The organism is Isoptericola haloaureus, from assembly GCF_036689775.1.
In the GTDB taxonomy this organism is placed as follows: Bacteria; Actinomycetota; Actinomycetes; order Actinomycetales; family Cellulomonadaceae; genus Isoptericola; species Isoptericola haloaureus.
Window position 1 is genome coordinate 1,058,710 of sequence record NZ_JBAGLP010000118.1, and the last position, 26,218, is coordinate 1,084,927.

The 26,218-nt window shown below is 70.6% G+C and carries 20 protein-coding genes; 8 read left to right on the plus strand and 12 right to left on the minus strand.

All coding sequences use genetic code 11. The features are described 5' to 3' along the window. The first annotated feature begins 69 nt into the window (after positions 1-69). The gene (locus V5O49_RS14990) at positions 70-906 is read left to right on the plus strand and encodes a Cof-type HAD-IIB family hydrolase (protein ID WP_332902908.1); all 837 of its coding nucleotides are present in this window, start codon (positions 70-72) and stop codon (positions 904-906) included. 21 nt (positions 907-927) lie between these two features. On the opposite strand, the gene V5O49_RS14995 is transcribed toward V5O49_RS14990, so the two are convergent. Further along, complete coding sequence (locus V5O49_RS14995; protein ID WP_332902909.1) at positions 928-4,758, minus strand: VaFE repeat-containing surface-anchored protein; 3,831 nt, start codon at positions 4,756-4,758, stop codon at positions 928-930. A 132-nt stretch (positions 4,759-4,890) separates the two neighbouring features. Here V5O49_RS14995 and V5O49_RS15000 point away from each other — a divergent pair, with 132 nt between their 5' ends. After that, the gene (locus V5O49_RS15000; RefSeq protein WP_332902910.1) at positions 4,891-5,544 is read left to right on the plus strand and encodes an MBL fold metallo-hydrolase; all 654 of its coding nucleotides are present in this window, start codon (positions 4,891-4,893) and stop codon (positions 5,542-5,544) included. On the opposite strand, the gene V5O49_RS15005 is transcribed toward V5O49_RS15000, so the two are convergent. Then, complete coding sequence (locus V5O49_RS15005) at positions 5,531-5,902, minus strand: DUF3817 domain-containing protein (protein WP_332902911.1); 372 nt, start codon at positions 5,900-5,902, stop codon at positions 5,531-5,533. The genes V5O49_RS15000 and V5O49_RS15005 overlap by 14 nt on opposite strands. A gap of 118 nt (positions 5,903-6,020) precedes the next feature. Further along, positions 6,021-6,917, minus strand: coding sequence for a DUF4143 domain-containing protein (locus V5O49_RS15010; protein ID WP_332902912.1), 897 nt, complete (start codon positions 6,915-6,917; stop codon positions 6,021-6,023). 116 nt (positions 6,918-7,033) lie between these two features. Here V5O49_RS15010 and V5O49_RS15015 point away from each other — a divergent pair, with 116 nt between their 5' ends. After that, positions 7,034-7,789 carry a GH25 family lysozyme gene (locus V5O49_RS15015; RefSeq protein ID WP_332902913.1) on the plus strand — a complete coding sequence of 252 codons (756 nt, stop codon included), beginning with the start codon at positions 7,034-7,036 and terminating at the stop codon, positions 7,787-7,789. 49 nt (positions 7,790-7,838) lie between these two features. On the opposite strand, the gene V5O49_RS15020 is transcribed toward V5O49_RS15015, so the two are convergent. Further along, positions 7,839-9,905: a thioredoxin domain-containing protein gene (locus V5O49_RS15020; RefSeq protein WP_332902914.1), complete on the minus strand. Its 2,067-nt coding sequence runs from the start codon at positions 9,903-9,905 to the stop codon at positions 7,839-7,841. A 148-nt stretch (positions 9,906-10,053) separates the two neighbouring features. On the opposite strand from V5O49_RS15020, the gene V5O49_RS15025 reads away from it, so the two are divergent. Further along, positions 10,054-11,178: an endonuclease/exonuclease/phosphatase family protein gene (locus tag V5O49_RS15025; RefSeq protein ID WP_332902915.1), complete on the plus strand. Its 1,125-nt coding sequence runs from the start codon at positions 10,054-10,056 to the stop codon at positions 11,176-11,178. 140 nt (positions 11,179-11,318) lie between these two features. On the opposite strand, the gene V5O49_RS15030 is transcribed toward V5O49_RS15025, so the two are convergent. Next, a complete protein-coding gene (locus tag V5O49_RS15030; protein ID WP_332902916.1) occupies positions 11,319-12,464 on the minus strand; it encodes a GNAT family N-acetyltransferase in 1,146 nt (381 codons plus the stop codon). A 105-nt stretch (positions 12,465-12,569) separates the two neighbouring features. Between V5O49_RS15030 and V5O49_RS15035 the strand changes: the two genes are divergently transcribed. Both V5O49_RS15035 and V5O49_RS15040 read left to right on the plus strand, forming a co-directional pair. Next, the gene (locus tag V5O49_RS15035; protein WP_332902917.1) at positions 12,570-13,139 is read left to right on the plus strand and encodes a GNAT family N-acetyltransferase; all 570 of its coding nucleotides are present in this window, start codon (positions 12,570-12,572) and stop codon (positions 13,137-13,139) included. A gap of 78 nt (positions 13,140-13,217) precedes the next feature. Then, on the plus strand, positions 13,218-14,450 hold the full coding sequence (locus V5O49_RS15040) for an MFS transporter (RefSeq protein ID WP_332902918.1): 1,233 nt from the start codon (positions 13,218-13,220) through the stop codon (positions 14,448-14,450). A gap of 115 nt (positions 14,451-14,565) precedes the next feature. On the opposite strand, the gene V5O49_RS15045 is transcribed toward V5O49_RS15040, so the two are convergent. Then, positions 14,566-16,026, minus strand: a complete 1,461-nt coding sequence (locus tag V5O49_RS15045; RefSeq protein WP_332902919.1) for a nucleobase:cation symporter-2 family protein — start codon at positions 16,024-16,026, stop codon at positions 14,566-14,568. Positions 16,027-16,287: 261 nt separating this feature from the next. On the opposite strand from V5O49_RS15045, the gene V5O49_RS15050 reads away from it, so the two are divergent. After that, complete coding sequence (locus V5O49_RS15050) at positions 16,288-17,400, plus strand: Fic family protein (protein ID WP_332902920.1); 1,113 nt, start codon at positions 16,288-16,290, stop codon at positions 17,398-17,400. A gap of 155 nt (positions 17,401-17,555) precedes the next feature. Here the strand turns inward: V5O49_RS15050 and V5O49_RS17020 are convergent, their stop codons facing one another. Continuing rightward, positions 17,556-18,089, minus strand: coding sequence for a very short patch repair endonuclease (locus tag V5O49_RS17020; protein WP_405001189.1), 534 nt, complete (start codon positions 18,087-18,089; stop codon positions 17,556-17,558). On the opposite strand from V5O49_RS17020, the gene V5O49_RS15055 reads away from it, so the two are divergent. After that, complete coding sequence (locus tag V5O49_RS15055) at positions 18,027-18,605, plus strand: IS3 family transposase (RefSeq protein WP_332902921.1); 579 nt, start codon at positions 18,027-18,029, stop codon at positions 18,603-18,605. The two genes, V5O49_RS17020 and V5O49_RS15055, sit on opposite strands and share 63 nt — an antisense overlap. Before the next feature lie 335 nt (positions 18,606-18,940). Here V5O49_RS15055 and V5O49_RS15060 read toward each other — a convergent pair whose 3' ends face one another. The 5 genes from V5O49_RS15060 to V5O49_RS15080 are packed head-to-tail and all read right to left on the minus strand — an operon-like array spanning position 18,941 to position 26,070. Then, complete coding sequence (locus tag V5O49_RS15060; protein WP_332902922.1) at positions 18,941-19,735, minus strand: DUF6339 family protein; 795 nt, start codon at positions 19,733-19,735, stop codon at positions 18,941-18,943. Beyond that, on the minus strand, positions 19,732-20,628 hold the full coding sequence (locus tag V5O49_RS15065) for a hypothetical protein (RefSeq protein ID WP_332902923.1): 897 nt from the start codon (positions 20,626-20,628) through the stop codon (positions 19,732-19,734). Before V5O49_RS15065 ends, V5O49_RS15060 begins: the two co-directional genes overlap by 4 nt. Then, a complete protein-coding gene (locus V5O49_RS15070; RefSeq protein ID WP_332902924.1) occupies positions 20,625-22,502 on the minus strand; it encodes a hypothetical protein in 1,878 nt (625 codons plus the stop codon). The genes V5O49_RS15065 and V5O49_RS15070 overlap by 4 nt, the downstream gene beginning before the upstream one ends. A 17-nt stretch (positions 22,503-22,519) precedes the next feature. Continuing rightward, on the minus strand, positions 22,520-23,533 hold the full coding sequence (locus tag V5O49_RS15075) for a PD-(D/E)XK motif protein (protein ID WP_332902925.1): 1,014 nt from the start codon (positions 23,531-23,533) through the stop codon (positions 22,520-22,522). Further along, complete coding sequence (locus V5O49_RS15080; RefSeq protein WP_332902926.1) at positions 23,530-26,070, minus strand: Z1 domain-containing protein; 2,541 nt, start codon at positions 26,068-26,070, stop codon at positions 23,530-23,532. Before V5O49_RS15080 ends, V5O49_RS15075 begins: the two co-directional genes overlap by 4 nt. Between the last annotated feature and the right edge of the window lie 148 nt (positions 26,071-26,218).

A 26,218-nucleotide genomic window follows, 5' to 3' on the forward strand; every position in this document is an offset into this window, starting at 1 on the left:
ACTCGGTCGGTAAATGTCCACGGGGCGGTCGACGACGACGGCGCACCGGAGATCGGGGATCCTGGTCCCATGCCTCTCCCCCCGGTTCCCCGCCCGGCCGACGTGCGCCTCGTCGTCACCGACATGGACGGCACGCTGCTCGACCCCGACGGCCGGGTGCCCGACGGCCTGTGGCCGCTGCTGGCCCGGATGCACGACGCGGGCATCACCCTCGTGCCGGCCTCGGGACGACAGCACGCCACCATCGCCGCCGCGTTCCCGCCCGAGCGGACCCCCGGGCACGAGGAGCTCGTGATCATCGCGGAGAACGGCACCTACGTGACCCGCGGCGGGGCGGCCGTCGCGACCGACGACCTGGCCCCCGAGGCGGTCGGCGCGATCGTCCGTGCCGTGCGCGGCATCGACCCCGTCCGCGGCGGCGCCGTCGTCGCCGGACGCCGCTCGGCCTACGTCGAGCGGGCCGACCCGGGGTTCGTCGACCACGTGAGCACCTACTACACCGACCTCACGGTGGTCGACGACCTCCTCGCGATCGACGACCAGGTGCTCAAGGTGGCGGTGTACGACGACGTCGACTCCGCGACCGGCACCTACCCCTCCCTGGAGCACCTCGCCGGCACGCTGCAGGTGGTCGTGTCGAGCCCGCACTGGGTCGACGTGATGAACCCGGGCGTGAACAAGGGGGTCGCGCTGCGTCGGCTGCAGGCGACGCTCGGGGTCACCCCGGCGCAGACGGTGGCGTTCGGGGACTACCTCAACGACCTCGAGATGCTCGACGCCGCCGACTGGTCGTACGCGATGGCCGGCGCCCACCCGGACGTGCTGGCCCGCGCCGCGCACACGGCCCCGGGCAACGCCGACCACGGCGTCGTCCAGGTACTCGCGGCGATGCTCGACGGGCGCTGAGCCCCGGGCCGCCGGGTCAGGTCAGCCCAGGGTCCGACGGCGCCACCGCAGCAGGCCCAGCCCGGCCAGCAGGCTGAGCACCGCGACCGCCAGGAGGGCGCCCACCGCCCCGGGCCCGGTGACCGGGAGGTCGCCGCCGCCGTCGGGCGCGGTGGGCACCGGTGCCGGGGTGGTCGGGTCGGGGCTGGGCAGGGGGAACGGCTGCGGGCTGGGCGGCTGGGGAGTAATGGTCGGGCCAGGCGTGGGGGTCGGGCTGGGCGTGGGGGTCGGGCTCGCGACCTCGAGGGTCTGTGCGGCGTCGTCCGGGTCCGTGTGGGCCACGACGAGCTCGCCGTCGAGGAACACGCCCTGGAACGCGACCACAGGGCTCCCGGCCAGCGCGGCTGCCTGCGCCGAGGTGACCTCGAAGACGACCTCGACGGTCCCGTCCGGGGTGTCGGGCACGAAGGTCGTCGCGCCCACGACGCCGGTGGAGACCAGGTCCTCGGTGACGAGAGCTCCGGCCACGGTGTACTCGAGCCCGGGGGTGAGCCCGGTGAAGCCGATGGTGTCGACCACCGTGCCGCCGTCGGGCCCGAGGGTCGCGGACTCCGCACCGACCACGGCCACCTGCGAGGAGAGGGTCGGTGCCGGGGCGACGACGAAGGTCTGCGCCGCGTCGGTCGGGTCGGCGTGCACCGCGACGACCTCGCCGTCGCGCCGCACGGCCTGCAGCGCGACGAGCTGCTGGTCCGCGTACTCGTCGACCTGCTGCGGGGTGAGCGCGAAGGTGATGTCGACGGTGCCGTCGGCCGCGTCCGGCACGAAGGTCACCGGACCCGCCGTGATCCCCGTGGACGTGCCGTCCGGTGTCACCAGGAGCCCCGCCGCCGTGTGCTCGACGCCGGGCTCCAGACCCGTGTAGCGGACGGTGTCGACGACGGAGCCGCCGGAGTACGCGAGGCGGGCCCCCGGCGCCGGGTCGGTCACGGAGACCTCGGAGGACAGGGTCGGCACGACGTCGGCGGTGTTGGTGACCGTGACGTCGACGACCTCGGTGGCGGCGTCGAGGGTGAGCTCGGTCGGGTCCACCGTCACCTCGCCCCAGACCACCCCGTCGACGACCGGCAGCGACCCCTCCCGGACCTCGACGACGTCGCCGTGCCGCAGGGTCGGCCCGTCCACGACCGTGCCGTCGCCGGGGAGCGCGACCGTGCCGCTCACACCGGTCGAGGGGCCGTCGACGACCTCGAAGTGCAGGGGGAAGGTCGCGTCGTCCGGGACCAGGTCCGCCCCCGGGCCGTCGACCACCTTGTGGGCGCGGAACAGCACCTCGGCGAGCGCGTAGCTGTTGGTCACGTCGACCGTCGCCGTGTCGCCCGGACCGGGCACGATCACCACGGTGCTGGGGTCGAAGGTCACGCCGGTGAGCTCCGCGCCCGCGGTGTCCGGGCCGACGACCTCGCCGAGCTCGACGACGTCGCCCACGACGAACGGGTCCTCGCCCGCGCCGGGGAGCTCCACCGGGCTGCCGTCCCCCGGCACGGCGACCGTGCCGGTGCGGCCGGCCGAGGGCCCCTCGGTGACCGTCCAGGTGATCTCGTACGTGGGCGGGTCCTCGCACTCGCCGTCGTTGCCGCCGCCCTGGTTGCCGTCGGGGACGCAGTCGACGTCCGGGTAGACGACGACGGCCCCGTCACCGGTCAGCTCCTTGGCGACCTCGATCGAGCCGCCCTCGACCTGCTCGGGGACGGCCTCGTTCGTGACGGTGACGTCGACGGCACCTGCCGCGGACAGCACCAGCGGGTCGGGGTCGACGGTCGGCGTGCCCCACACGACGCCGTCGACCGTCGGCAGGTCGGGCTCGGAGAAGGTCACCGAGTCCCCGTGCGAGAGCGTCGGTCCGTCCACCACCGTGCCGTCCGCGGGCACGGTCAGCGTGCCGGACTCCCCCGCGTCCGGACCGGCGGTGACCTCCCAGTCGACGTCGAAGGTCGTGCCCGGCGGCACCAGGTCGGCGGCGTCCCCGGTGACCTCCTTGCGGATCGTGAAGGTGGCGTCGGCCATGTCGTAGGTGTTGGTCAGCCGCACGACCGGCGTCGTCGGGCCGGACACGTCGATCGTCAGGGTCGCGGGGGAGATGACGGCGGAGGTCTGCACGGTCCCCGCGATGTCCGGAGCGACGGGCTCGGCGAAGGTCACCACGTCCCCGGCGTGCAGGTCGTCGGGCCCTGCGACGACGGTGCCGTCGGCCGGCACCTCGAGCGTCCCGGAGCGACCGATCGAGGGTCCCGCGGTCACGCTCCACGCGACGAGGAACGTCACCGACGGGTCCACCAGCGAGGCCGCGTCGCCGGCGAGCAGCTTGACGACGTCGAACCCGCCCGTCGCGGGGATCGGTGCCACGGTGACCGTCTGGTCCGGGTCGTCCAGGTCCTCGTGGCTCGCCACCTCGTCGCCACCCAGGGTCACGGTCTGGAAGATCACCAGGTCCTGGCCCGCGAACGGCGCGGCCTGCTCGGCGGTCACCGGGATCTCGACGTCGACGCTGCCGCTGGGGGCAGCAGGCGTGAACGTCGTGGTCGCGGTGATCCCGGTGTCCGTGCCGTCGGCCGTCCAGACCGTGGCGGTCACGGTGTACTCCGTGCCGGGCTCCAGGCCCGTGTACGAGACCGTGTCGACCACGGTGCCGCCGTCCGCGGGGAGCAGGCCGTCCGCGGAGTCCGCGACCGCGGCCTGCGAGGTGATCGCGGGGTCGTCGACGTCGCAGAGCAGCTCACCGGCGAACGCGAGATGGTGCATCTCGCCACCGCCTCCGCCGTTCTCACCGCCGGTGGTGAAGTCGTCGACGAACCACTGCCCGTTGGTCGTCCGGGACGAGGTGTAGACGACGTCCACCCCCGGGGCCCACACCGCGCCGTACTCGAGCCCGTCGATCGTGACCGGGCCCGTGACCTCGGACAGGTCGAGCAGGATGTAGCGCGAGAGCTCCTGGTCGTTCCAGCCCTCGATGTTCAGCGGGCCGATCGTCGTGGTCGGGTCCGAGACGCGGACGACCAGCGGCGCCTGCGCCGTCGGGCGCCATCCGCCGACCTGGTCGAGCTTGACGACGGTGCCGGCGACGTCCTCGTAGTCGAGCCAGTTCGGCACGCTGTCGCTGACGTCGGAGAGGTAGGTCAGGTTCGCGTCGCCGGTGACCGTGACCTCGTGGCCCAGCTCGGGGTCGAGGTACAGGGCGGCCAGGCACTGGTTCGTCTGCGCCACCTGGGCGTCCAGGTCACCGAAGTAGTCGGCGACGCTCCCGCGCTCGGTCGCCACCGCGTCCTGCCAGGTGGCCGCGTCGTAGGGGAGCGACTCCAGGTCGAGGAGACCGCCGGCGGCGTTGGTCAGCCGCGTGTACCCCGAGCCCCGCTCGGCCGCCGAGACGCCGGCGAGGTCCACGAGCTTCGCGGTCGCGGTGGCCTCGGGCGAGTCCGGGGCGATCGTGCCCGAGTCGTCGCGGTTGGTCACCACGACGGTCCCGGTGCCGGTGAACCGGTCCGCGAGCACCCGCACCGGGTCGCCGTCGACGCTCGGCACGGTGTAGTCCGGGCTGCCCGCGGCCTGGTGGATGAACGGGTAGTTCTGGCTGGTCGTCGACAGGCTGCCGAACGCGGCGACCGACCCCTCGAACTCGCCGTTGTTCAGCCGGGCGTCGCCGGTGGCCACGGCGGAGAAGCCCTGGTTCACCGCGAAGGGGTCGTACCGCTCGACGACGGCCTGGGCCGGGCTGACGGACACGGCGCCCACGAGCCCCGCAGCGACGGCCAGGGCTCCCAGGCGTGCCGTGGCACGACGGGCGGGGCGGCGGATCTCCCGAGCAGCACGCGTCATGACAGCTCCCACTCCGTCGGCGACGCCCGCAGCGCCTGACCTGCGCGCCCCGAGCAGCAGTTGCTCTTGGCACGCTAACCCGAGGGCCATCGGAGCGCGCGTCGGAGCGCGCCGGCGCTAGGGTCGGGAGGCATGACCGAGCCAGCGTTGCGGATCGTCACGCACCACCACGCCTGCCTCGAGATCGTGGCCGACGGCGGCCGGGTCCTGATCGACCCGGGGGAATTCTGGCCCGCACCCGACCTCGACCGGGTCGACGCCGTGCTGGTCACGCACGAGCACCCCGACCACGCCGATCCCAAGGTCCTGACCGAGGCGCTGGGGCGCGGGATCCCGGTCCTCGGACCGGCCTCGGTGCGCGCCGCGCTCGACGCGGAGACCGCCGCGCGGTGGCAGGTCCTCTCCCCCGGCGACGAGGTGTCCGTCGCCGGGCTCGACGTCGTCGTCGGAGGCGGGGAGCACGCCGCGATGCACCCCGAGACGGCCGGGCCGGAGAACCTCTCCTACTTCGTCGCCGGGACGGTCCTCGTCACCGGCGACCGGCACACACCCTGGGACGGGCCGGTCCCCGTGCTGGTCACCCCGGTCGACGCCCCGTGGTTGCGGGCCGTGGACCTCGTCCGGTACGTCCGCGAGATCGCGCCGCACACCGTCGTCGGCGTGCACGACGGGCTGCTCAACGACACGGGCCTGTCGATCGCCGACCGCGTGCTGACCTCGCTGCAGCGCGAGGGCGTGACCCGCACGGTGCGGCCCGCCGTCGGCGAGGAGATCACAGTGCCCTGACCGCCCGACGCGGCTCGACGCGCGCCTCCGGGGCGACCAGGTGGCCGGTACGGCGCAGCCACACCTCGGCGAGGATCGTCGTCAGCGGCGGGACCGCGGCGGCGAGCGCCGCGAGGGTGCGCCACAGCCCCCACCGGTACCGCACGGCGACGACCAGCGCGACGACGCCGTACGCGACGAACGCCCCGCCGTGCAGCCGCCCGAACAGCCAGACGCCGAGGTCGGTGACGCCCGCGACGTGCTCGAGGTACATGCCCACGAGCAGCCCGGCCCAGGTGAAGGCCTCGACCCAGGCGACGACGGCGAAGAGGCGGCCGAGGCCGGTCAGCGGCGGGACGGCGGTGGCGGGCGCAGGCATGTGAGAGGTCCTTCGGGGTGGACGGGCGGGGTCGTCCGGGCCAACGAACGGCCGCGACGGCGGGTTCCGTGACCTGCCCCACGACCTGCGAGGATCGACGCACACCGGGCGCCGCGCCTCACGGCCCGAGGGTGCCGATCGGCACGACGGCCACACCGTCCGGGCGTTGGTAGGCGTACCCGGCGCCGGTCACGACGACCAGGGCAGCAGGACGTCCGGTCCGCTCGACGTCGAGTTTCCTCGCCAGACGCAGGAGGTTCGTCGCCGCCTCCTCGACCTGGCTCTGCCCGAGCTTCACCTCGAACGCGGCGAAGGCGCCGTCGCGGCGCTGCACGACGGCATCCACCTCAAGATCGTCGGAGTCCCGGTAGTGCGACACGGTCGCGTCGATGCTGTCGGCGTAGCACCGCAGGTCGCGGACCACCAGGGACTCGAAGAGCAGTCCGAGAGATCTGAGGTCGGAGCGGAGTCCGTCGGCATCAGCACCGAGCGCGGCAGCGGCCAGCGACGGGTCGACGAGGTGGACGCGCGACCTCGAACGCAAGCGGGCGCGGGAACGCAGGTGCGGAGCCCACGCCGGCTGATCCTCCAGGACGAGAAGTCGACGCAGGTCGCGCAGGTAGTCGTAGACGGTCGTCCGCGCCAGCGGCCCGTCGGGGCCGTCGATCTCCCGGGTCAGCCTTTCCACGACGAGCTCACCGGCGGTGTGGCGAGCGAGCGCATGCAGCACCCGGCTGGCTCGTGACGGGTCCCGGCGTGCGGAGTCGAGCCGGGACAGGTCGTCCTGCGCGATCGAGGCCAGATAGTCCACGGCGGCCTGCGCCGCCGCGTCGTCGGCCATCCCCAGGTGCAGGGGCCACCCTCCACGAACGATCAGCTGGGCGAGGTCCGCGACGGCGATCTGAGAGGAGCCCGGGGGGACGGCTTCACCGTCGAGCAGAGCGGCGAGGGAGGTCGACGCCGTCGACTCGCCCGACTCGGCGAGCGACATCGGGCGCATCGCGATGCGCGACATTCTGCAGACACTCCAGGCTACATTTTGCAGCCACTCTATCGGACACTCTGCAGCCGACCCCGGCGTCGTCTGTCCGCCCGGACCGGAGTGCCGCCACGACCTGCGAGGATCGACGCATGGGCGTGCGGAGGGCCGGACGACGGCGGTGGCTGCGGTGGACGGCGGGGCTCGGCGCGCTCGCGCTGGTGACGGGCGTGCTGGCGGTGCTGGTGTGGAACGGCGTGGTGTGGCCGAACCGGTTCCTGGTCGGCGGCTACGAGGTGCGCGGCGTCGACGTCTCGAGCTACCAGGGCGAGATCGACTGGCCGGTGCTGGCCGCCCAGGACCTCGACTTCGCGTTCCTCAAGGCCACCGAGGGCTCCAGCCACGTCGACGAGCGGTTCGCGGCCAACTGGGACGGTGCACGGAGCACGGACCTGGTGGTCGGCGCCTACCACTTCCTCAGCTTCGAGAGCCCCGGGGAGCGCCAGGCGGCGCACGTCGTCTCCCAGGTGCCGGCCGACGCCGGCACGCTGCCGCCCGTGGTGGACGTGGAGTACTACGGCGAGTTCCTCACCGACCCGCCGAGCCGGGACGAGCTGCGCGGCATCCTCGACCCCCTGCTGGCCGACCTCGAGGCGCACTACGGCGCGCCGCCGATCATCTACACGACCCAGGAGCTGCGCAGCTCCTACCTCGGCGACGACTACGACCGGTACCCCCTGTGGATCCGGTCGGTCGCGCTCACCCCGGACCTGCCGCGCGAGCGCTGGGAGTTCTGGCAGTACTCCGACCGGGACCACCTGGACGGGTACGTCGGCGAGGAGGAGCACATCGACATGAACGTCTTCGACGGCTCGCTCGGCGACCTGGACGCCCTCACGCTGCCCTGACCGGGCCGTCCCGAGACCTGGGCCGCCGGCTCTGTCGACCGGTCGCGGGTCAGCGTTCGAGGACCGCGGTGAGCTCCTCGGGGGTGGTCACCGGCCGGTCGCACACGAACCCGCGGCACACGTAGGCGGCGGGTTCGCCGTCCACGAGCTGCCGGTCGGCGAGCAGCGGCACCCCGGACATGTCCGGCATCCCGGGGACGACGACGGCGCCCGCGGTGTGCGCACGACGTGCGGCGTGCAGCAGCTCGGCCGCCCGGCCGGACCCGACGTCGTCGTCCACGTGGCGTACCCCGATCCCGGCGCGGCTCGCGTCCAGGAGCACACCGCCGTCGCCGCCGGCCCGCGCCCCGACCACGGCGACCTGCCGCGGCCCGTCCGCGAGCGCCTCGGCGGCGGCGAGGACCCCGCCGGCGAACCGGGGGGCGCGCCGGGCGAGGGTGCCGGAGGCCCGCACGGCGTCCTCGGCGAGCCGGCGGTACCGCTCGGACCCGGTGAGCGCGGCGGCGGTGAACAGCGCCTCGGCCATCGCCGACTGGCCCGACGGCTCGGGGCCGTCGCTGGGGTCGCGGGGGCGCACGACGAGGCGCTCGGCGTCGGAGCCGACGTCGTAGAAGCTGCCGTTCTCCCCCGCGAACAGCTCGATCGCGCTGTCCAGCAGGTGCACCGCGGAGTCGAGCCACTGCGCCTCGCCGGTGGCCTGGTGCAGGCACAGCAGCCCGCGCGCCAGGTCGCCGTAGTCGGTGGCGACAGCCAGCGCGTCCCCGACGAGGCCGCCGCGGGACGCCCGCCGCAGCCGCCCCTCGACGACGTGCTCGGCGAGCAGGAACGAGGCGCAGTGGCGGGCGGCGGCCACCCACAGCGGCTGGTCCATCATGGCGCCGGCGTCGGCGAGGGTCGCGATCGCGATGCCGTTCCAGGCGGTGACGACCTTGTCGTCCCGGTGCGGCTGCGGGCGCTCCAGGCGGGCGATGCGCAGCCGGGCCCGGACGTCGGCCCACCACTCCGGGTCGGGGTCGGTCGGCATCTGCAGCGTGGAGGTGCCGTGCTCGAAGGTGCCCTGCTCGGTGACGCCGAGGACCTGCGCGGCGCGGTCGCCGTCGTCGTCCCCGAGGACCTCGCGCAGCTGGGCGGGCGTCCAGACGTAGGTGAGGCCCTCGACGCCGCGACCGTCGACCACCGTGTCGGCGTCGAGGGACGAGGCGAAGCCGCGCGTGGAGGTCGCCAGGTCGCGCAGGATGAAGCTCGCGGTCTCCTGGGCGACGCGCTCGGCGAGCGGCGAGCCCGTGGCGCGCCACCAGCGGGCGTAGACGCCGAGGAGCTGGGCGTTGTCGGCCAGCATCTTCTCGAAGTGCGGCACGACCCAGGCGGCGTCGACGGCGTAGCGGGCGAACCCGCCGCCGAGCTGGTCGTAGATGCCGCCGCGGGCCATCGCGGTGCAGGTGCGCTCGACGATCTCCAGCGCCTCGGGGTCGCCGGTGCGGGCATGGTGGCGCAGCAGGTGGTCGAGGGTCATCGACGGCGGGAACTTGGGGGCACCGCCGAACCCGCCGTGCGTGGTGTCCGCCTCGCCGCGCAGGGTCTGCACGGCGGCGGCGAGCTCGGCGTCGTCCAGGGGTGCGGCCGGCATGCCCGCCGTGGTCTGCGCGACGGCCTCGGTGACGGCGCCGGCGCGCTGGGTGACGGCGTCGCGGGCGTCGGCCCAGGCGTCCCGGACGGCGCCGAGCACCTCGAGGAACTGCTCGCGCGGGAAGTAGGTGCCGCAGTGGAAGGCCTCGGCGTCCGGCGTGAGGAACGCCGTCATCGGCCAGCCGCCCTGCCCGGTCATGGCCGTGGTGGCGGCCATGTAGACGGCGTCGACGTCGGGGCGCTCCTCACGGTCGACCTTGATCGGCACGAAGTGCTCGTTGATCACCGCGGCGACCTCGTCGTCCTCGAAGGACTCGTGCGCCATGACGTGGCACCAGTGGCAGGCGGCGTAGCCGACGGAGAGCAGGACGGGCACGTCGCGACGGCGGGCCTCGGCGAAGGCGGCCTCGCTCCACGGCCACCAGTCGACCGGGTTGTCGGCGTGCTGCCTCAGGTAGGGGGACGTGGCGGAGCGGAGTCGGTCGGCCATGCCCCCCACGCTACGCGCCCGTGCCGAACGCGTGGTGTCGAGGGCTCTGCGCGGATCCGCTGCGAGCGCGGCAGCGCCGGAGCAGAATGAGTCTCGCCGAGCCCCCGCCACTCCGGCAGGGAGCCGGTCTCGTCGAAAGGCGGCCGTGATGCGACGGAGCATCCCGACTCGACAGCCCACCCGTGTCCGCACGCTGCTGGCCGCCCTGGCCGTGGCCCTGCTCGCGGCCGTCCCCACGGCGCCCGCCCAGGCCACGCCGGCAGGCGGGGACGACCTGGTGGTCATGACCCAGAACCTCTACGTGGGGACCAGCCTGGACCCCGCCCTGGCGGCGACGACGCCGGACCAGCTCGTCACGGCCGTGGCCCAGATGTACGCTACGGTCCAGTACACCGACTTCCCGGCCCGTGCCGAGGCCGTCGCCGACGAGATCGAGGCGCACGGCCCGGACCTGATCGGCCTCCAGGAGGTCGCCCGCTGGACCACCACGGGCCCCGGCGCCCCGGCGGGCTACGACTTCCTGGCGATCCTCCAGGCCTCGCTCGACGCGCGCGGTCTGGACTACTCGGTCGCCGCGGTGTCGGAGAACGCCTCGATCGGACCGGTCCCGTTGGCGCTCCCCGGCTGCCTGGTCCCCACGCCTCCCTTCGTCACGTGCACGGTGCAGCTGGACGACCGGGACGTCATCCTCGTCAACGACGACACGCCCGGTCTGCGCTGGGACGACCCCCGCAGCGGTCGGTACGCGGCGCAGGGGGCCTTCGACACCCCGGCCGGTGATATCTCCTTCGACCGGGGGTGGGCCAGCATCGACGCGACCCTGGACGGACAGCCGTTCCGCTTCGTCACGACCCACCTCGAGATCGCAGCCTTCCCGGAGATCCAGCAGGCCCAGGCGGCCGAGCTCCTGGCCGGCCCGGCGCGCGGCGGCACGGTCATCGTGGTGGGCGACGTCAACTCCGCTGCCGACGGGTCGACGACGACGAGCTACGCGCAGCTCACCGCACCGGGCAAGCTCCGCGACGCCTGGGACGAGGACGTGCTGGGCGCGGGCTTCACCTGCTGCCAGCGGTCGAACACGCCGCCGCTGGCCCCCGGGGCGCTCAACAACCCGGTGTCGACGCTGGACCATCGGATCGACCTCGTCCTCTCCCGAGGGGCCGCGCGGTCGGACGGGAGCCGGGCCGAGCTCGTCGGGGACCAGCCGTTCCAGGGGGCGCCGCCCTTCTGGCTCTCGGACCACGCAGGCGTCGTGGCCGAGTTCCGGCTCTGACGGTGGGGGCCGTTCTGCGCTGACGGGGCGTCTTGTCGGCGTCAGGTCGGCATCGGATCGGCAGTTCGTGGCCGGGTCGGCACTTTGAACTGCCGATCCGGCCACGAACTGCCGATGTGATGCCGTTCCGACCCGTCGCCTCAACGTGACAGCGGGCGCACGTCGGCGAGGGCGGCGTCGAGGACCGCCGAGCCGCCCGCCGGCCGGAACCCCATCGCGACGTTGATCGCGAGCATGTGCGGGTTGTCCTCGTTGTTCCACGTCCAGATGCGCTGGACGGCGGGCCATCGCCGGGCGTGCTCGCGCAGGTTGGCGCACTTGACCAGCATCCCGAGCCGGTGGCCCCGGTGCTCGGGCAGGACGACGGTGGTCTGCTGGTCGGAGTAGGACGGGTGCTGCGGGTCGTGGTCGAGCAGCGTCGCCGCGACGAGCTCGCCGGTGGGCACGTGCTCGGCGCAGGTGGTGACGAACCGGCTCCCCACGGCGCGGGCCTGCTCGATCTCGTAGCGCAACCGGGCGGCGTCCCAGTGCTCGGGCTCGAGGTCGAGACCCGGGTTGGGCTCGTCGATGGTCAGCCGCTCGACGAGGGCGGCGTACCCGTCGAGCCACCGGTCGGGGAGGTCGTCCTCCCACACGTGCAGCCGGTAGTCCGGGCCCGCGGCGGCGCGCGCCTCCTGCTCGAGGCGGGCGACGACGTCGGCGTCGGCGGGCAGGTCGAGGACGGAGCGGCGGGCGATCATCTTCAGGTCCAGGCCGGCCGCGCGGGCGAGCCGGAGCCCGGGCAGGCCGGCCGAGATCCGGCCGTTGCCGGTGGGGGCGACGACGGCGTCCGGCGCGTCGGCGGCCGGTTCGGCGGCGAACTCGACCTCGGCCAGGAGACGGGACCGGCCCTCGGCACGAGCCCGGTCGACGACGGCGTCCGCCAGCGCCGCACCGATCCCCCGGCCCCGGTGGCCCGGGTGGACGGCGACATGCACGTCGGCGACGTCGACGTTGTCGAGCAGGTCGCAGCCGACGACCCCGTGGCCCAGGACGCGCGGCCCACCCGCCGGGGTGCCGCCGTCGGCCGGTGTGGCGCCGTCGTCCACCGCGACGAGGCGGTGGCGGCGGCGGTAGGTCTGGTCGGCCATGGCGACCGCGATCTCCCGCGCCGTGGGGGCGCCGTCGGCGAGGCCGCGGTCGGCGAGGGAGACCGCGCGCTCGACCTCCGCGATCCCGCGGTAGGCCCACGCGTCCGGGTGGTCGGGGCCGTCCGCGTGCGGGGCCTCGACGATGTGCCACGACATGACTCCACGATGACCGGAGCATGGCGCGGGCGCCACGGAATTTCGCCTCCGACGGCGGGTCCCGTGGCGGGTGAGCGTCGCCGCGGCGGGTTAGGGTTCCGAACCGTGACCGAACCGACCGCTCCCCTGCGCGCCGTCCTGCCTGTGCGGACGAGCCGCCTGGTGCTGCGCACCTATCGGGAGGGCGACGTCGAGCCGATGCTCGCGTACTACAGCGACCCGGAGGTCGCCCGGTTCCTGCTCGAGGAGCCGTGGACGCGCGAGGAGGCCGAGGTCAACGTCGCGCGGCGGATGCTGCGCGACGGGATCCACGAGCCGGGGTCGGCGCTGGCGCTGGTCGTGGAGCACGAGGGGGTCGTCGTCGGCGACATCGCCCTGTGGACGACCGGGGACACGTCCTCGCGCGGCGAGGTCGGCTGGGCGTTCCACCCGCAGCACACCGGCAAGGGGTACGCGACCGAGGCGCTGCGGTCGCTGCTGGCGATCGCGTTCGACCGGTACCGGATGCACCGCGTGGTGGCCCAGCTCGACGCCCGCAACACGGCGTCGGCGAAGCTCTGCGAGCGCGTCGGGATGCAGCGCGAGGGCTACCTGCGCGCGGACTGGTGGTCCAAGGGCGAGTGGACCGACACCCTGGTCTACGGGATGCTCGACAGCGACTGGAAGCGCCCCTGACCCTCCCTCTCTCCTCGCCGACCGTGCCTTGAGGGCTCGTCGGAGCGACGTGACGCGACGACTCGTAGAATCGATTCGATGAGTACTGCCGGGCCCACCGTCGACCCCCGCCGCGCCACCGTCATCCTGCTGGCGATGGCCTCGTCGACGTTCCTGTTCGTCACCGTCGAACAGCTCCCCGCAGGCCTGCTCACGCTCATGGCGCCCGACCTCGACCGCACCACGGCCGCCATCGGGCTGCTCGTGACCGTCTACGCGCTCGTCGTCCTGGTGACCTCGGTGCCGCTGGCGCACCTGACCCGGCACCTGCAGCGCCGCTGGGTGCTCGCCGCCTGTGCGGGCGTCGCCGCGGTGGCGACCCTGTGGGCCGCGCTGACGCCGTCGTACGAGCAGCTCATGGCGGCGCGCGTGGTGACCGCCATGGCGCAGGCGCTGTTCTGGGTCGCCGTCGTCCCGGCGACCGCCGGGCTGTTCCCGCCCGGCGTCCGCGGCCGGGCGATGGCCCGGCTGGCGATCGGCAACTCGCTCGGCCCCGTGCTCGGCGTGCCGGCCGGTACGTGGCTCGGCGAGGCGACGTCGTGGCGGTGGTCGTTCGCCGCCGTCGCCGCCGTGTCCGCGGTCATCATGGTCGTCGTCATCGTGCTGTTCCCGGCGGTGTCGCCGCGGTCCGGCGGGGCGAGCGAAGCGCCGTTCCCCTCGATGAGGCGGTACGTCTCGCTCATGGTCGTCACCGTGCTCGCCGTGACGGGGTCGTTCGGCATGATCACGTTCGTCACCCAGTTCCTCATCGACGTCGCCGGGTTCTCCCAGTCCGACCTGCCCGTGCTCCTGCTGCTGCAGGGCGGCGCGGGTGTCGTCGGGGCCGTGACGGTCGGGCGGTTCCTGGACCGACGGCCGGTGGGCGCGCTCCTGGTGGGCATGATCGTGCTGGTCGTGGCGCTCGTCGGACTGTGGACCCTCGGGTCGTGGCCCGTCGCCGCGGTGGCGTTCCTCGCGCTGTTCGGGTTCTCGTTCTCCACCGTGCCCCCTGTGCTGTCGCACCGGGTGCTGCTGATCTCGCCGCGCGGGACGAACATGGGCCAGGCGATCTCGTCGTCGCTGTTCAACCTCGGGATCGCCGGCGGGTCCGGGCTCGGGGCGCTGCTCGTGGCACTCGTCGACGTGCGGTCGGTGCCGCTGGTCGGGGCCGGGATCGTGGTGCTGGCGCTGGCCGTGGCGCTGTGGGAGGAGCGGACGAACCCGCCGATCGGGTCGCTCGTGGAGCGCGGGGTCGGGGAGGTTCTGGCCGAGGACGGCGGCGGCTCGCGCTAACCCTGGTGCGATGAGCCTAGTCACGATGAGACTACTGAACAGCGCCCGATTCGGCCGGGCGCGGCCGATCTCTCGTGCCCGACGGCGTCTCCGCCGTCGGGCACGAGAGGTCCGGTCAGGAGCGCTCGCTCGTCTCGCCGGCGGTCTCCGGCTCGCCGTCGGACTCGGCAGGCGCCGGGTCCGGGGGCGAGACGTGGCCCAGCACGGCGGGCTGCACGCCGCGGACGGCGTCGTGCGGCGCCATGTCCTGCCTGTCCTGCTCGGTGAGCTGGTCACCGTTGAGGAGCAGGTTGAGCAGGATCGCGGTGATCGCCCCGGCGCTGATGCCGGAGTCGAAGATGAGCTGGAACCAGGTGGGGAACTCGGCGTAGATCTCGGGCGTGACCGTCGGGAGCATCGCGACGCCGAGGGAGACGGCCACCACCAGGATGTTCTTGTTGTTGAAGCGGACCCGCGTCAGCGACCGGATGCCCGAGGCCGCGACCATGCCGAACAGCGCGATCCCGGCGCCGCCGAGCACGGCGGTGGGCACGCCCTCGACGACGGCGCTCACCTTCGGCACCAGACCGAGGACGATGAGGATGAGGCCGGCCATCGTCGCGACGAACCGCGAGGCGACGCCCGTGAGGCTGACCAGGCCGACGTTCTGGGCGAACGCCGTGTAGGGGAAGGTGTTGAAGAAGCCGCCGAGGACGGTGGACAGGCCGTCGGCGCGCAGGCCGTCGGCGAGGCGCTTCTTCGTGACCTTCTTGTCGACGATCTCGCCGACGGCGATCATGTCGCCGGTGGTCTCGACCATGATGACGAGGCCCACGACCAGCATCGAGAGCACGGCGGCCGGCGGGAAGGTCGGGACGCCGAAGTGCAGCGGGGTGACGACGGCGAACCAGCCGGCCTCGCCCACGCCCGACCAGTCGACCTTGCCCATCGGCAGCGCGGCGAGGGTGCCTAGCACGAGGCCGATCAGCACCGAGACCCGGGCGATGGCGGGCGGCGCGAACCGCTCGATCAGCACGATGAACAGCAACGTGCCAGCGGCGAGGCCCAGGTCCGACGGCGCGGCGGACTCGTTCTGGTTCGTGATCCAGCCGGCGGCGACGTCCATGAGCGAGACGCCGATGATGAGGATGACCGTGCCGGTGACCAGCGGCGGGAAGAACCGGAGCAGCGCCGAGAAGAACGGCGCGACGAGGATCATGAACAACCCGCAGGCGATGGTGGCGCCGAAGACCGCGGTGATGTCGTAGGTGGTGCCGATGCTGATCATCGGGCCGACGGCGGCGAACGTGACGCCCTGCATCAGCGGCAGCCGGACACCGAACCGCCAGAAACCGACGGACTGGATGATCGAGGCGATGCCCGCGACGAACAGGTCCGCGCTGATGAGGAACGCCAGGTCCTCGGCCGAGTAGCCCAGGGCGCCGCCCACGATGAGCGGGACAGCCACGGCTCCCGCATACATGGCGAGCACGTGCTGCAGCCCGAGCGGGAAGAGCCGTGCGAGGCGAGGGATCTCGTCCACCGGGTGCTTGCCGGGCGGAGCTGCTGGTTCCGTGGTGGTCGTCGCGTCGCTCATCGCTGGTCCCTTCGTCCTCGGGCGGTTGCGCCGCGGACGGCGCGCGTTAAGTCGACGCTAAAGACGGCGCGTTTCCGCTGGAGGGAGGGCGTGTTACGGGTGCGTGAGTTCTTGCGCGGGGTCGGTCGGATGACGCGATGACTCAATGATTGCGTCACAGGAGGCGTCGATGACACAATAATTGAGTCATAGTGTCATCGGGAGGAGACGCGCGTGCCGACGATCTATCGCACTCCCGAGACCGATCTCGAGGACTCGGGTGTGGTCGCCGAGATCCGCGACCTACGGGACTCGCTCGCCATGATGCTGCGGACGCCGCGGCGCTGGACCAGCGGCATGCGGAGAACGACGCAGGCACGCGCCATCCAGGGATCGAACACTATCGAGGGTTACACCGTCTCGGACCAGGACGCGCTCGCTGCCGTGGACGACGAACCCCCGATGAGCGCCGATCAGCGCACCTGGTCCGAGATCCTCGGCTACCGGCGCATGATGACGTACATCCTGCGCATGGCGCCCGACGACGGGTTCACCGTGGACTCACAGACGTTGCGGTCGCTGCACTTCATGCTGCTCGAGCACGATCTCTCCGTGGACCCGGGGCGGTTTCGCCCCGGCCCGATCTACGTCCGCGACGAGGCCGCCGACGCCACCGTCTATGAAGGACCGTCGGCGGACGACGTCCCCGGGCTGATCGACGAACTGGTCCGCTCCCTGCGCACCGACGGAACCGATACGCTGGTCGACGCCGCGATGGCGCACTTGAACCTGGTGATGATCCATCCGTTCAAGGACGGCAACGGTCGGATGGCCCGCGCTCTGCAGACCCTCGTGCTCGCCCAGGACCGCGTGCTGGAACCCACGTTCTCCAGCATCGAGGAATGGCTCGGCAACAACACGGACGACTACTACCGCGTCCTCGCGGTCACCGGCGAGGGCTCCTGGCACCCCGAGAACGACGCGGGGCTGTGGATCAAGTTCAGTCTGCGCGCCCACCACATGCAGGCGCAGACGCTGCGCCGCCGATTCGACGAGGCCGACCGGACCTGGGTCGAGCTCGACGAGCTCATCGCCCAGCACGGCCTCCATGAACGGACGGGCGACGCGCTGTTCGATGCTGTGCGCGGTCTGCGCGTCGTGCGGCCGACCTACGTCAAGCAGGCTGGCATCGAGGAGCAGACGGCGAGCCGCGACCTGCGTGCGCTCGTCCGTGCCGGGCTCCTCGAGGCGCACGGTCAGACGCGAGGGCGGTACTACACGGCTGCAGGCGAGCTACAGGAGCTGGGGCGGCAGATCCGGGCAGAACGGCCGGCATTGGTGGATCCGTACCCGTGGCTGATCGGCGAGCTGCGGCGGCGCGCTGTGCGGCAGTAGCCGCCTACTCGCCCCAGCGCTCCCCGTCGTCGTTGGCGCCATTGCGCACGGAGTCGAACGATAGATCTTTGACGCACCCCTCGGATCGGCGATGGCGCAGCCCCCACCAGGTATGGCGGCCGAGCGCCGCCTCGAGTCGTGGTGGACGTCGTGATCTAGGACCGACGCGCAGCGCGGTCTCTCTCAACTTGGGCCCTAGAGCTTCGTGCGGAGGGCTCGTGGCTCCGCTCTGCGACCGTAGCGGCGACCCGGTCCGCCGCCTCTCGAGGACTCTCGTGCTCCCACACACGGATGACCGCCCAGCCAGCGGCATCCAACACCGCGTTGGTATCTAGGTCCCGGGTGCGGTTGGCCGCGAGCTTGCTTGCCCACCACTCGCTGTTCGCGGACGGCTCGGTGCCGTGGTCAGGGCAGCCATGCCAGAAGCACCCATCGACGAAGACTGCGACCCTGGCACGGGTGAAAGCGATGTCGATCGTCCGACGCCTCTGCCCCGGCACGGGCCACGCAACCCGGTAGCGCAGCCCCCGAGCGTGCAGCAGCCGACGCAGCGCGACCTCAGGGGCAGTGTCCTTGCGCTTCGCCCTGCTCATACGCAGGCTGACCTGACTCGACGAGGCCCCGGGATGCGGGGGTACGTGCTGCGGCTCCGGTGCGGACGCAAGCGAGTCGCCCGATTGATGCGGCATGCGGGCCTGGTCGGGGTGTGTCACCGGCGCAAGCGTAGCGGCCACCGCCCGGCGCCGGCACCGCACGAGGACCTGGTGCGCCGCGACTTCACCGCCGCGGGCCCGGCCCTGCTGTGGTGCACGGACATCACCGAGCATCCGACCGGCGACGGTCGCGTGTACTGCTGCGCGGTGCTGGACGTGTTCACGCGCCAGGTCGTGGGCTGGTCCGTCGCGGACGACATGCGCTCCGAGCTGGTCGTGGACGCCCTGGAGATGGCACGGTGGCGTCGCCGTCCCGCGCCTGGCACCATCGTGCATGCGGACCGAGGAAGTCAATACAAGTCCTGGATCTTCGGCCACCGGCTCCGCGCCACCGGCCTCCTGGGATCGATGGGTCGCGTGGCATCCAGCGTGGATAACTCGATGATCGAGTCGTTCTGGTCCTCGATGCAGCGCGAGCTCCTCGACTGCCAGCAATGGCACACGTGCGCCGAGCTCGCCGCGGCGATCTTCGAGTGGATCGAAGGCTTCTAAAACCCTTCCGCCGTCACTCCGGCCTCGGCTACAACAGTCCGATCGAGTTCGAGCACCTCCACACCGCCGCTCAAGGCACGGCATGATCAACCAACCGAAACTGTCCGGAGAAGCGGGTCAGACTCCATCCGTGCAGCAGTCCCGTTCGCCCGGCTAGCCCGGGTACTGGGAGCTGAACGCTATACCGCATTCCCTGCGCGTACAGACGCTGACGCACGTCAAGCTCAGACTTCGTGTGGCGCCTGCGGGCAGCGCTCATCCATCGATTCACTGCGGCACGCGACGCCCCGGGATGAGGGCCGACAACCGTCATTCGTTCGTCGTAGGCAGCGCGGCTAACGAGCTCCGTCGCCCGCGTCCGGTCGCGTCCGCGCTACCTCGATCGCCGCCCTTGCAGTCTCGCGAATCTCGGCACCCAACTCCACCTCATCAAGTGACTGAAGCGAAAGGAAGGGGGATAGCTTGATGAGCTCCTTGAGCGTCTCACGGATGAATGTGCGAGAGGGGACGCCACTTTCGGCTGCATCCTCACGAAGCTCAGCGAGGACCAGGACGAGCTGCCTGACGGTCGCAGGGTTCTGCCCGAGTACCTCACGTCTCGCAAAGATCTGGTCGAAGTCGGCCTCACCGAGCACGCTGATCGCGGCATAGGGCTGGACGCTGTTGCTGTCGAGCAACAGCTCGGCACGCCACCAGAGACGCCCGAACACATGGCGCGTGATGTCAGTTGCGACGAAGCGGTCCTCCTGCGCTACGTCGAACCTCCACGCGGCGATGTCAGGTAGCAACACGAGGGCGAAGAACGCCCAGACCTCACGACTTCCTGCTTCAGCGGGGGAGAGCCCCGCCGCTGAGTGCAGGTACGCAGCGACGGCGGCGTCAAACGCGGTCTTCTGCGCGGCGCTGGGATCGTCAGGAAAGCCGTGCGTGACTGCGATCTGGCGCACGGCGGCCTGGACCGCGACGAGATGCTCGCTGGGCACCCGGGCGCCACCAGTGGCAAGGTACACAGCGCCCTCGTCACTGGTGCTGCTGCGCCGGGCGAGCGTGTCTGAAGCACTCTCGGACTGGAGTTCCGCGAAAAGCCTGCGCGCGCGGCTCGTGAGCAGGCGTGGGTAGAGGTAGTTCACGCCACTCCTCCGAAGATCCCTGCGGAAGCCTGAACCTCGGTGGCGACGAACGTCGGGCTGTCCTTGGCCCGCAGTCGAACGTCACGGATCGAACGTCCGCTGAACATCTGAGCGAACACGTCCCGAAGCAGGGCCCCAAGGGACTCATCGGCGAACTCGGTTTCGTCGACGAAGTCGTCTCGGGTGAGCGCGTGCTCGACGAGAGTGCGGGCCACGTCGCTGTACACAGCGGACAGAACTAGCTTGTCAGTCGGTCGGGGCTTTCCAGCGCTCGCGAACGCCCTCGCAACAACCTTGTGCCGGCTGTTCACGAGCAAGAGGATCGAACCCATCGCCGCGGCGTCCAGCGGACCGTCGATCTCGAGGTGCCATCCAGCAGCGCTTGGTAGAGATGACTGAGTGAAGTCCGCGAGGGCGATCGGGAACTGCGACCCGTCGCCCTGCAATCGGAGTGTTGACCGACTCCTCCAGAGCACCGACCCCGCCCGACGAGGGGCGATCGGGTCCAGGTGCGCAACGGCTCGGGGCAGGATCAGGAGTGTGTCGATTGCGAGCGTTCCGCTGACTCTCGACCCCGGGATCGTCAGGGCGAGCTCCAGCTCCGGCTTCGCCTCGCCAACCTCGACGAGCGCGGCTCGAGCACGAAGTCCCGATCCACGGGCGTGCCAGACCACGCTCATCGCAAGCGGCGCGTCAGGCGGGAGGGCACACTGCTTGCGCACCGCGTCCGCGTCGACGGTGACGAGGCGTCGAACGCACAGGTCGAGGTTGTAGTCCCACACGTCCAGGTGCTCCGGGAGTGGGACCTCTTCGCCCTGAAGTGTCAGCAGCCAGTCCGAAGCCTCGATCAGTTGGGGGTCGGGCGTCAGGTAGGGAAGGGCAATCCGGGTCAACTGCGCACCCCCACGGCGTGGATGTCAAGGTCGATCATCATGTCCGGCGCAGCCTGGACGAAGAGCTTCCACGTGCTTTCGCCGTCACTGACGACCTCTGGGCTGATCGACCGAAGAAGTTCGCCATCAGGTCCTTCCCAGCCGATCACACCAACGTTCGATCCACCGTTCTCGCGTCCACCACGCTCAATGCCGGTCACGATCTTCAGCCTGGCTTCGAGGGTGACAGCGGCAGCCGCGGGCACTATGAACTCCTGCACGATCACGCGGCCGCTCCGAAACCTCCTCAACTGCGGCTCGCCGACGTACTCCACTCGTAGGCGAGACCGGGAGGCAGGGGAAGCAGCTCCACCTCCACTGGAACGGGTGCCGCCCGCGGCGCCACCTGATCCCCCGGGCGTACCCTGCGCGGCACCGCCGCGCGCTCCGTCATTCTCGTTGTACGAGACTGAGCCCCCGGACCCGGTCGAACCGCGCATCAGCCTGGAGAAGTAGTTCGAGGCAGCTCCGAGCGTCACTCCCTCGCCCGCACCGTCGACGACGGCACGCAGACCGCCCAGCTCTACCTGCGCCTCCCTGATCCGTGTGAAGGCGACCCGGACCAGTGTTGCCTCGTCGCGCGGGAGGCTGTCGGGGTTCCAGGCATCGTGAGTCGGAGGTTCCGCCTTGGCGAACACCCCATCGAGTGACGTGTCCGCACGAAACACGCCAGCATAGCCCTGGTACTCGGAGGACGGTTCCGGTCCCGCGAGATAGTTGACGACAAGCTCAGGAGCCCGCATGAGGCAGACGTGGTGCACCAAGTTCCTCTCGAACCCGGCGCTGGCTGCGGCCTTCGAGTGATCCCACGGCGGGAGCACAGTCTTGGTGACTCCGAGTTGGCCGAGCCGCTGGCTGCGCGTCCGATGCTCGACCGATCGGGCCTCGCCGCTGTCGAGCTGACGGAATGCCGTCACGAACAGACTGATCGGAGTCGTCGTCTCGGGATCGGGGACCGTGTAGGAGACGCCGTCAACGTTGACGTGGAAGCGCATCCTTGCGAGTCCGTCGGGACGTTCGAGAATCTTGGGCCAGAGTTGCCACGCAATGGTCTCGGCGAGGTAGCGACCGACCTCTTCCTGATCCTCGAAGTTGTCGTCGATCTCCGGGTCGATGACGTAGATCGTGGTTCCCGTCTCGCCCGACCCGAACGGCATCAGGCCGAGCCGCGCGGCGAACTCGTCAGCCTCGGTGTCAAGCAGGGGCTCGACGACGTCGTCAGACTCTGTTCCCCACCAGTGCCGCCCGGTGAACCGCGCTTCGCCTTCCGCCCCAGCGGCAACATAGCTGTGGGCAAGGACGGAACCGATGAGCCGAGTTTGGAGGTGGCCTTCGTGCTCGGTTCGGGTATGGATCAGGATCGCGCGGGGCTTAGAGAGCATGAAGAAGATGCCCTTGCCGAACCCGTAGGTCCCGCCACCGAGCTCGGCGTCGCGGGCCTCTCCGACGTTGCGGACGAACGTCACGAAGTCCCGTCGTCCGCTTTTCACCACATCTGCTCGGGTCGGTCCACCCAGTCCCTTGGTCCCGCGGTCGGAGACCGCAAGCACACGGATCGACGTGCCCTCCTTCAGAGACCTCCGGAGGGGAAAGTGCTCAGAGTTCTGCGGACTTCCCTCGGTGAGGCTGCTACGCCACACTGGGGCGTGGGCAGGGCTGACCGTGTACAGGTCCAGCCCGAAGCGGACGTCTTCCCCGGTCTCCGAGCGCCCGTCCCAGCTATTCTGTGCCGCCTCGCGTACGAGGACGGTCAGCAGGTCGAGCTGAGGCCGGCCGAGCTGACTCCGAATGCCTTCGGCGACAGGTGCTCCCTCCGCACGGAACGGCTGGGACACCCATCGAGGGGGCGTGGTCATGCTTGCGCGCTCCAGCCGCTCAAGTGCATGGCGACCTCTTCCTCGTTGCCCGGCACCTCCGCGACAAGGTCGATAGTGTAGTTGGCGTCCTTGACGCGCTCGTCCACACCCGCCGCGCCGAGCTGTGCGCGCGTCATCCGGGGGAAGGTCTCGTCGACGAGATACCAGCGTTCCTCGGAGGTCGTGAACGCGCGCACGTCGTTCTCGCGGACGACCCCCGGCAGGTAGCCGACCTGTGCAAGTCGACTACGCATCGCCTGCTCGTCGTCGGCGAGTTCCAGGCACTCCTCGGCGAGCACCTGAAGACTCACACCCCGTCCCTCTTCGACCTCAGCGACCAGACGGAACCACGCGAGCAGCAGAGTCGAGGCAGGAGCAGGCTCGAGCTGCTCGAGACCATGGATCTCGGTCACATAGCCGGCCGCGAGAGTAGTCGCCTTGACCTCGATGTCGATCGCACCGCCGGAGAAGTCGTGGTGCCGTCCGGTCGGCCCGGTCCAGGTCCGGTGCGCGCTGGCATCGGTCTGCAGAAGGCGCCGGAGCACGAGGAGCTCGGCGAACAGTCCGGAAGCCACCTGTCGCTCCATCCGTCCAGCGGGGCGCTCGAAGAGCGCTTGCCACCGGTCGATCACCTGGTACACAGCCTTGAGCGGCTGCTTCTCACGGCCCGGGAGCGTGCGCAGGACGTCGGTGCAGAGCTCGTCGAACAGGTACGCAAGCTCGGGGCGCGGGCACGAGAGGTCCGCGTACGTCGTTCGACTGCTGGCGTCCTCGAGGAAGCGCTTGCGCAACGTAAGGCCGGGACCATCCAGGCCTGCGCGAAACCGTGTGGTGGACAGCACCGGAACCAGCAGGTGCCGGACATCGTCACTGTCAATGGCCAGCGTCACTTTGCCCCATGGTGTCGAGTGGTCGAGCTCGAGCGCCCGCAGCCGGGTCTCCGTCGACGGTGGCTCGTCGGTGAGCCGTGCCCATGCGATGTCGAAGGGGTTCGATGCTTCCCTGGTCACTCGTCGGCCTCCAGGATGCTGAGGTCCTCTTCCTCCAGCTCGCCGACCCCGGAGAGGTCAGCCTGGACATAGCCGTTCGCCTTCGCGTCTGCTCCGACGGCGGATGGGAAGACGATGCCGACCCCGATGACATGCTCTTCGGCACCGAGCGGCTTTCGGCTCTTCTCAGACTTCTTGGTCCCAGGCTTCGAGTCCTTGTCGATCGCGTAGAGGACCAGCAGCGGGGTGTCAGGAGCGAAAGTGGCGCGGGCCAGGAAGATGTCGTGCTCAGTTGCCCGCCCGTAGTTCCCCGGGAGGTCGACGGCGGCGTCCTTGCGGCTCATCAGCGTCTTGATGTCGACCACGTGCGCTTCGGTGTTGTCGAGGCGGGCACGAGCGACCAGACCAACGGTGACGCCATCCGAGAAGCTGAAGTCGTTGGCACCCGTCGGCGTGTTGCCAATAACTGCCACGTTCCAGCGCTTCAGTTCCCCGTCCTGGACCCTCTTGCTGATGTAGTCCGAGAGCAGCTGCGAGTTGGCAATCGCCCACTTCTTGTGGAAGCCGTACTTGCTGAGGAAGTTCAAAACCGCCGTGTGCGGAACGGAGGTGAAGACATGCTGGGCACCTTCCACCCGGTGATCGTCCGCCTCGGCCTCGGCTGCGCTCACGAGCGCACGCGCGGCCTTGATGTTCTCGCCAAGCCAGTCGGTGTCGGTGTGGAAGTAGTGGGTCTGGAGACGTTGACCTCCGTAGGAGGCCGAGGCTGGCACCGCGTCCTTCATCTTCGCCGCGGCGGTGACGAGTAGTGCGGGATGAGTCTGGATACGGACCGCAAACTCCGTCGGGGTCAGGTTCTCGGTCATGTAGCGGTCGATGTCGGCACGCATCTCGTGCTCGACCACGGCGAGGTGCCGGAACCAGGACTCGAGCTCTGCAGTCATCCAGATGCGGGGAAGGTCGGCGTAGCCGTTACGGAAGCCGAACCACCGGCCCATCTGGAGGAGAGTGTCGTACGCCGAGACAGCGCGAACGAAGAAGCTGACAGAGAGCCCTTCGAGGGTCAGGCCGCGGGACAGGGTGTTGCCACCGACTGCGATGGCCACGACGGGACCGCTCTCGTAGTCGAGGCGGTTCTCGCTGCTCGAGTTGTCCATGATCACGCGGCAGGACTTGAGCACCGCGGGGAGGTGGTCGAAGAGTGCGTCGAAGGGCACCGGCTTCTCCCCGAACTCTGCCGCCTCGACAGCTTCGCACTCGGACTCCCAAGTGTGCCGCAGTTCCTCAACGAAAGACGGTTCGCTGAGGCCCGCGCTCGTCTCGGCGAGGAGGTCGAGGAGCGGCTGGCGGTAGCTCAGGTGGACGGCCGTGTTGACGCTCGTGTGGATGAGCATCGTGCTGTGGGGGTTACCGCCACCGCGAACACGTCGTGCCGCAGTGGAGATGAGGAAGTAGCGCACTGCGTCACGGAGCGATGGCACCATCGTGGGAGCGAAGCCGTCGACGTCGACGCGTCTCATCGGCCGGAGCAGCGGCACGTCGCCGTCCTCGACGGTGCGGACCATGTCGTAGCCGTCCCAGACGTCATCGGCCTCTTCACCGTCAACGGCGTCCCGTCCGAAGATGACCTCGGTACCGAAGTGTCCGTCGGGCTTCTTGAGGCTGACGACAAAGTCTCTCGGGTACAGGTCCGCGGCCGAAGGGTCGATCAGCAGGTTGGCGAAAGGCGTCGCGGTGTAGCCGATGTAGACGCTGCGAGGCAGCCCGTTCATGATCTCGCGGATCAGAGGGTTGATCGTCTTCGTCGCGACGGTCGCCTGGTCCGCCTCATCGTCGATGATCAGCGTCGGGGTGTCCTCGAGGTGCTTCGATGCCTTCGCCAGCCAGGCAGCGAGCTTGCGCAGCCTCGTTGCGTTCTTCTTGACCACACAGAGCACGACGTTCTTCGAGCTCGGTCCGAAGAACCCGGCGGGGTTGCCCGTGGGCACAAAGTCCTGGTCGAGCGTCGTGAGGGGGTGCCAGTACCCCGGGTTGGGCTCGACGAGCTGCTGCTCCAGCCGGCGCTGCGTCTGACGTCGGAGCCCGTTGTGAATGCCCGAGAGCACGATCACGAACTTGTAGCCACGGTCAGCCGCCTTCGCAATGACGGCGGTGAAGTTCGTCGTCTTTCCTGACTGAACGTGTCCGACGACGAGGCCGCGGGACCGGAAAGTCTTCTCCTTGGGGTGATTCAAGAGCGAGACCACGCGAGTCGATGAGTCGTCCAGGACGTCAAGGCCATCGGTCCAACCGTCCGCCTTGAGCAGCTTCTCGACGGCCGGCCAGTAGCGGTCGTTCGCCCGCGGACCGGTGTACCAGGACGTTCGGCCATCCAGGGCGACCACCCGCGGCTCGTCCAGTTCTTTGATCTGCTGAGTCTCCGCGTCGAACCGAAGCCTGATGCTCTCGATGTTCTCAGCAGGCACTCCGAACGCCTGGAGGTCCTTGATCGCCTCGACCGGTGTCTTCGTCTCGAGCATGTTCAGGAACGCGGTGTACATCGGGTCGGGCGCAGTCACCATTAACACCTTTCATACGGCTTCGTGCGGTCATGACCCTATCTATGATTCGGGGCAACTCCCTGCCGCACACGGGTGAAACGATCGCGTGTCCAAACGCCAGCGGCGGTTGAACGCACCCTGCAGGGTCCTGTCCGCGCGTCGCGGT

Coding starts and splice junctions, on each gene's coding strand:
- V5O49_RS14990 (WP_332902908.1), top strand. CDS start 70: ATGCCTCTCCCCCCGGTTCCCCGCCCGGCCGACGTGCGCCTCGTCGTC.
- V5O49_RS14995 (WP_332902909.1), bottom strand. CDS start 4,758: ATGACGCGTGCTGCTCGGGAGATCCGCCGCCCCGCCCGTCGTGCCACG.
- V5O49_RS15000 (WP_332902910.1), top strand. CDS start 4,891: ATGACCGAGCCAGCGTTGCGGATCGTCACGCACCACCACGCCTGCCTC.
- V5O49_RS15005 (WP_332902911.1), bottom strand. CDS start 5,902: ATGCCTGCGCCCGCCACCGCCGTCCCGCCGCTGACCGGCCTCGGCCGC.
- V5O49_RS15010 (WP_332902912.1), bottom strand. CDS start 6,917: ATGTCGCGCATCGCGATGCGCCCGATGTCGCTCGCCGAGTCGGGCGAG.
- V5O49_RS15015 (WP_332902913.1), top strand. CDS start 7,034: ATGGGCGTGCGGAGGGCCGGACGACGGCGGTGGCTGCGGTGGACGGCG.
- V5O49_RS15020 (WP_332902914.1), bottom strand. CDS start 9,905: ATGGCCGACCGACTCCGCTCCGCCACGTCCCCCTACCTGAGGCAGCAC.
- V5O49_RS15025 (WP_332902915.1), top strand. CDS start 10,054: ATGCGACGGAGCATCCCGACTCGACAGCCCACCCGTGTCCGCACGCTG.
- V5O49_RS15030 (WP_332902916.1), bottom strand. CDS start 12,464: ATGTCGTGGCACATCGTCGAGGCCCCGCACGCGGACGGCCCCGACCAC.
- V5O49_RS15040 (WP_332902918.1), top strand. CDS start 13,218: ATGAGTACTGCCGGGCCCACCGTCGACCCCCGCCGCGCCACCGTCATC.
- V5O49_RS15045 (WP_332902919.1), bottom strand. CDS start 16,026: ATGAGCGACGCGACGACCACCACGGAACCAGCAGCTCCGCCCGGCAAG.
- V5O49_RS15055 (WP_332902921.1), top strand. CDS start 18,027: ATGCGGGGGTACGTGCTGCGGCTCCGGTGCGGACGCAAGCGAGTCGCC.
- V5O49_RS17020 (WP_405001189.1), bottom strand. CDS start 18,089: ATGCCGCATCAATCGGGCGACTCGCTTGCGTCCGCACCGGAGCCGCAG.